At 42.7% G+C, this 5,492-nt stretch carries 8 protein-coding genes; all 8 read left to right on the forward strand.

Going from position 1 to position 5,492, the window contains the following annotated elements; translation table 11 throughout:
- Positions 1 to 744 (forward strand): phage terminase large subunit family protein (locus tag Aru01_RS02560; protein ID WP_042111123.1); only part of this gene is annotated, 744 nt, incomplete at its 5' end.
- Positions 745 to 747: 3 nt separating this feature from the next.
- Complete coding sequence (locus tag Aru01_RS02565; RefSeq protein ID WP_016657063.1) at positions 748 to 2,163, forward strand: DUF4055 domain-containing protein; 1,416 nt, start codon at positions 748 to 750, stop codon at positions 2,161 to 2,163.
- The gene (locus Aru01_RS18775) at positions 2,156 to 2,443 is read left to right on the forward strand and encodes a hypothetical protein (RefSeq protein WP_016657062.1); all 288 of its coding nucleotides are present in this window, start codon (positions 2,156 to 2,158) and stop codon (positions 2,441 to 2,443) included. Before Aru01_RS02565 ends, Aru01_RS18775 begins: the two co-directional genes overlap by 8 nt.
- 29 nt (positions 2,444 to 2,472) lie before the next feature.
- Positions 2,473 to 3,228, forward strand: a complete 756-nt coding sequence (locus tag Aru01_RS02570; RefSeq protein WP_016657061.1) for a minor capsid protein — start codon at positions 2,473 to 2,475, stop codon at positions 3,226 to 3,228.
- Positions 3,225 to 3,494: a hypothetical protein gene (locus Aru01_RS02575; RefSeq protein ID WP_016657060.1), complete on the forward strand. Its 270-nt coding sequence runs from the start codon at positions 3,225 to 3,227 to the stop codon at positions 3,492 to 3,494. The genes Aru01_RS02570 and Aru01_RS02575 overlap by 4 nt, the downstream gene beginning before the upstream one ends.
- Before the next feature lie 54 nt (positions 3,495 to 3,548).
- Positions 3,549 to 3,773, forward strand: coding sequence for a DUF2829 domain-containing protein (locus Aru01_RS02580; protein ID WP_016657059.1), 225 nt, complete (start codon positions 3,549 to 3,551; stop codon positions 3,771 to 3,773).
- Between the two features lie 100 nt (positions 3,774 to 3,873).
- Positions 3,874 to 4,653: a DUF6651 domain-containing protein gene (locus Aru01_RS02585; protein WP_016656578.1), complete on the forward strand. Its 780-nt coding sequence runs from the start codon at positions 3,874 to 3,876 to the stop codon at positions 4,651 to 4,653.
- 28 nt (positions 4,654 to 4,681) lie between these two features.
- On the forward strand, positions 4,682 to 5,492 hold an 811-nt coding region (locus tag Aru01_RS02590), incomplete at its 3' end, for a major capsid protein (RefSeq protein WP_042111124.1).

The raw sequence follows: 5,492 nt of genomic DNA on the forward strand, positions 1-5,492 counted from the left end.
CGAAAGCTCTATGGCATGATCCAAGCCTCTACTTATGACAATGCAAAGAATCTACCTGATGATTATATTTCATCGTTATTTGAGTCATATCCGCCACAATTAATCTCAGCCTATCTAAAAGGTCAGTTTGTTAACTTGACCAGTGGTGCTGTTTATCCTGATTTTGACAGAAAGCTCAACCATACGGATGAAGAGATTCAGCCTAGAGAGCCTTTGATCATTGGTATGGACTTTAACGTACTGAAAATGGCCGCCGTGGTCTATGTGATACGTGAGGGGAAGCCACTAGCACTTGATGAATTAGTGGATGCTAGAGATACACCAACAATGGCAAAACTGATTAATGAGCGTTTTCAAAATCATGAAATTACGGTGATACCCGATGCTGCTGGCCAATCAAAATCATCAAAGAATAGTAGTGAGTCGGATCATGCGATTTTAAGGGCTCACGGTTTAAGAGTTGAGGTTGATGGTACAAATCCTGCAATTAAAGATCGCATTAACGCCGTGAATGCTCTGATCTTAAATGGCAATGGTGAGCGAACACTCAAGGTTAATACAAACAAATGCCCACGTTTTACCGAGACGCTTGAACAGCAAGTTTATGACAAGTTTGGGATGCCTGATAAATCTGCTGGATTAGACCATGTGGGTGATGCGGGCGGATATCCATTGGCCAAGCGCTTCCCAATTATTAAACAAGTCACTTCAATTAAAGATATTCCTATTTTTAGACGATGGTAATGTATGGCTGGAATTACAACGAAACACGCTGATTATGATGCGAACATTGCTCTTTGGAAGAAAGTAGATGATGTTTGTAAGGGGCAGAAAACAATTAAAGATGCAGGTAAAACTTATTTGCCTGTACCAGAAACGTTTGGCAGTGGTGATGCTGAGCGATATAAGGACTATCTAGGCCGCGCCGTGTTTTATGGTGTTACTGGTCGTACACTAGGTAGCTATGTTGGCACGGCGTTTAATAAGCTACCCGATTTTACTCGTCCTGATGAATTGGAATATTTAGAACGCAATGCTGATGGTGCAGGGCGTTCTATCTTTCAATGCTCACAGCGCATGCTGCGGTCGATCCTGAAGCAATACCGCTGTGGTGTATATGTGGACTACCCAACTGTAGCAGCAAGCAAAAATAGAGCTGAGGATAAGATCAAAGGTGCTTATCCAATGATTCATATTCTAAAGGCGACTGTCGTTGAGGATTGGGATCATATTGTTGTTGGCAATCAGCGCAAATTGAGCTTTGTTAAAATCCGTGAGTCACTTTCTGAGCGTGAGCCTGATGGTTTTAGCAGTAAGACACAAGACCAGTATCGAGTACTACGCCTAGAGCAATCAGAGCAAGGCTTTGTTTATACCGTTCAAGTTTATATTCTCGACAAGGATAAGAACTGGGTGCCACAAGAGAAGATCATCCCAACTGACTATAGTGGTGCAACTTGGGAATACATACCTTTTACTTTTTGTGGTGCTGTAGACAATACAGATGAAATCAATAATGCACCGTTGCTTGATCTAGCTGATCTTAATCTAGCGCATTATCGAAACTCTGCTGATGTTGAAGAGTCAGGCTTCATTATTGGTCAGCCGATATTATCATTGCCAGATGTGACTGATCATCAATATGAAATTATCAAAAAAGATAAGGTGTCTTTTGGTTCACGTTCGGGATTCCCGACAAAAGTTGAAATTGTTCAGGCTGAAGAAAATAATCTGGCCAAGCAGTTGATGAATGAAAAAATGACTGCAATGAAAGAACTCGGTGCACGTTTGATTGAGGTTGGATCTGCCAATAAGACAGCTACTCAAGCAGACAACGAAGATTCTATTCAGCATTCAGTCGTATCACTTGCAGTATCTAATATCAGTGAAGCACTCACAATGGCTTTACGTTGGTGTGCCAAGTTTGCCTTACCTAATCATGAGCTTGGTCCTAATGAGTTGAATTACTTAATCTCTCAAGACTTCAATAAGCCTAAGTTCAGTGAAGAACGAGCTAAGCGCTTATATGATGCTGCTATCTCTGAGCATTTACCTTGGTCGGTTTGGTATAAGTACGAGCAAACAGGTGCATTTAGCGAGCTATCGTTTGAAGAGATGCGAATCAAGTTAGATCAAGAGAAAGCAGGTGGGTTTGATGAGTGATCCAGTTTTAGATGCTTTAACGCAGCACAATAGCTTTTTACAGCGCTTGTCCAGTTCAGCTATCAAGGAGATCATTCAAAGCTTTAATGGTATTTCTAATCAGTATCTTTCAAGGTTACGTGATCTACTGGATGAGCTAAGTGATGCTGAGTTAAAGGCGCTTGCCTCGGCTGCTTATACAACTCCTGCACTGAGAGAGATTCGGGACCTATTTAAAGAATGGCAACAATCTATCGCCGTGACATTACCTGATGTATTTGCAGTTTCTGCTGTTTCCTAGCGGTTCATGAGGCTGGCTATATCTACCGAATGGCCAGTGAGAAAGTACCTAAGATTGATGGCCAGAAGCTACTTAAGAAAGTGAGTAAGCAACCCTTTGCTGGTGGTCAGCTCATTGATCTGATTTTCCCTAATGTAGCTGAATCATTGCGTAAAAAGGCTGAATACATCATTCGCGATGGCGTATCGTCGGGACAAACTAATCAGCAGATCATTCAGCGGATCAAAGGTACTAAAAAGCTCGAGTATAAAGATGGTTTGTTAGAGCAGTCTCGCAATTCGATTGATACAGAAGTGCGCACGGCGCGGGCACATATCAGCAATGAAACCTATCTTAGTATATGGAAGGATCTAGGGGCTAAATACACCAAAGATGTAGCGACACTTGATAGCCGTACTTCTAAGGAATGCGCCTTGCGTGATGGTCGTGTGCAGAAGATTGATGAGAATCATGAAAGGCCGCCATATCACCGTCGCTGTCGAACCATTCAAGTCGCTTGCAATGCAGATGGTGATATTGATGGTGTGCGTCCTTACGTTGTTGATAAGGAAAAGGGCAAAGATTGGGACATAGGCCAAGTTGATGCCAATACGACGTATAAGCAGTGGTTTGCTACGCAGGATGAAACCTTTCAGCGTAATTGGCTGGGTAAGACTCGATATGAACTCTACAAGTCGGGTCAGTATCCATTAGACAAATTCATTGATCCATTAAGCGGCAAGACTTTTACCATTGCTGAGCTTAGAAAGATGGATGAAGATACATTTAAGGAGTTGGGGTTGTGAAAAAAGAACCAAAGAAAACAGGACTAAAACGCACTGTATGGTTATTTGAGCGTGAGATTTTAGAAAAACTCGAAAAAACCAATTTAAAAGATCATCACAAAGTTCTTAAGCTCAATCTCTTTTCTATGGAGTATGAGCTTAAGCCTAAATTCGATAATGGGCGGGCTGATGCAATTCTAATGCGTGATACCGCAAATCGCTGGTTGAAGATGTGGTTCATTGCATTTCAGACTTGTACTGGTGAACACTTAAAAACCAAAGTTTAAAGCAGTATTAATTAAGCATGGAGCCAATAGGCTCTTTTTTTGTGAGTAAAGAAAATGAATTTCGGAACGGCATTGGAAAACCTAAAACTTGGCAATACGATTAGTCGAAGTGGCTGGAATGGTAAAGGAATGCATGTTGAATTGCGTCAACCAACTGATGGATTAAATGCACATCTTGCTTTGAAAAATGTAAAAGGAACATTTGATACTTGGGTTCCCTCTATCTCAGATTTACTTGCTGAAGACTGGCAGGCGCATGCAGAAATTACAGCAGGCTGATTAAACACATACCACAGCACCTTCGGGTGCTTTTTTATTGCCTGAATTTCGGATGAATAGGGCGCAACGAGCGGATGCTCATTAGAAATGGTGGAAACCTATGAAAATTAAAACAGTTGTTGTTGATGGTAAGACATACGCAGAAGTGGATGACAATAGTCTTCCTATCTACATCCATGATGACGGTAAAGAAGTCGCTTTTGATGCTGCTCACGCCGTGCAGAAGATTAGTTCACTGAACGCGGAAGCAAAGACTCATCGTGAAGCTAAAGAGGCTGCGGAAGCAGGACTTAAAGCATTTGAAGGTCTAGATGCTAGTGAAGCACGTAATGCACTCAAAACCATCAAGAACTTTGATGATAAGAAGCTTATTGATGCTGGTGAAGCAGAACGCGTACGTACCGAAGCGATTGAATCCGTCAAACAGACCTATGAAACACAATTGGGCCAAATCACCCAAGAACGTGATACCTATCAACAGCAATTACATGGCGAATTGATCGGTGGTGGTTTTGCTCGCTCTAAGTTTGCTGCTGAAAAGTTAGCTGTTCCTGCAGATATGGTTCAAGCCATGTTTGGTGGCAACTTCAAAGTTGAAAATGGCAAGCCAGTCGCTTATGACAACAAAGGTCAGAAAATCTATTCACGTACTAATCATGGTGACGATGCTGGTTTTGATGAGGCCTTAGAAATCTTAGTTGGAGGATACCAACACAAGGATGCAATTCTCAAAGGCAGTCAAGGCTCAGGTGGTGGCTATCAAGGGGGCAATGGTGGTCAAGGCGGTGGTAAAGCAATGACACGCCAGAGCTTCGAACAATTAGGTCCATCAGAAAAAGCATCATTCATGAAAGATGGCGGCGAAATTACAAGTTCTTAAATCTTAAATTAATTGGAGAAATTAGCAGATGGCTAATAACTTAGATGGCTTATTGCCAACACTTTATGCGGCAATGGATATTGTATCTCGTGAGATTACAGGTTTTATCCCTGCAGTAACACGTGACACAGGTATTGCACGTGCTGCAGTGGGTGATGATGTCAAAATCCCAGTGACAACTGTTGCTGAAGCACAAGACACAAAGCCTGGGGTAACTGCACCAGATGCCGGTGATGGTGAGGTGGGTAATGTGGTTGCTAAAATTACCAAGTCTCGTAACGTCCCGATCCGTTGGAATGGCGAAGAAACCCGTTCATTACAAAATGCAGGGACCTTTGGCCAGATCCAGACCGACCGCTTTGCTCAGGCGATGCGTACACTAGTAAATGAAGTTGAGCATGATTGTTGGTTGGAAGCTTATAAACATGCTTCGATTGGTTATGGTACCGCAGGCAAAACACCGTTTGGTACCGCAGCAGATATGACCGACTTTGCAGGTTCGCTTGGTATTCTTGAGCGTAATGGTGCACCCCGTAATGATCTGCAAATGGTGTTGGGTCATGCCGCAATTGGTAACCTACGTGGTAAACAATCTGGTCTATTTAAAGTCAATGAAGCGGGTCGTGACGATATGCTTCGTAACGGTATGACCGATCGCATCATGAACTTTGCAATTCGCCATTCTCATGCAGTTGGTGTGCATCTTAAAGGTGGCGGTGCAGGTTATGCGGTAGATGGTGCATTTGATGCGGGTAAAAGTGCTGTGGCAGTTACTGGTGGCACTGGTTCAATCCTTGGCGGTGACATTGTTACTTTTGCAGGTGACGATACTAAATATG

This window comes from Acinetobacter rudis (genome assembly GCF_000829675.1).
Taxonomy (GTDB): domain Bacteria; phylum Pseudomonadota; class Gammaproteobacteria; order Pseudomonadales; family Moraxellaceae; genus Acinetobacter; species Acinetobacter rudis.

Coding starts and splice junctions, on each gene's coding strand:
- Aru01_RS02565 (WP_016657063.1), top strand. CDS start 748: ATGGCTGGAATTACAACGAAACACGCTGATTATGATGCGAACATTGCT.
- Aru01_RS18775 (WP_016657062.1), top strand. CDS start 2,156: ATGAGTGATCCAGTTTTAGATGCTTTAACGCAGCACAATAGCTTTTTA.
- Aru01_RS02570 (WP_016657061.1), top strand. CDS start 2,473: ATGGCCAGTGAGAAAGTACCTAAGATTGATGGCCAGAAGCTACTTAAG.
- Aru01_RS02580 (WP_016657059.1), top strand. CDS start 3,549: ATGAATTTCGGAACGGCATTGGAAAACCTAAAACTTGGCAATACGATT.
- Aru01_RS02585 (WP_016656578.1), top strand. CDS start 3,874: ATGAAAATTAAAACAGTTGTTGTTGATGGTAAGACATACGCAGAAGTG.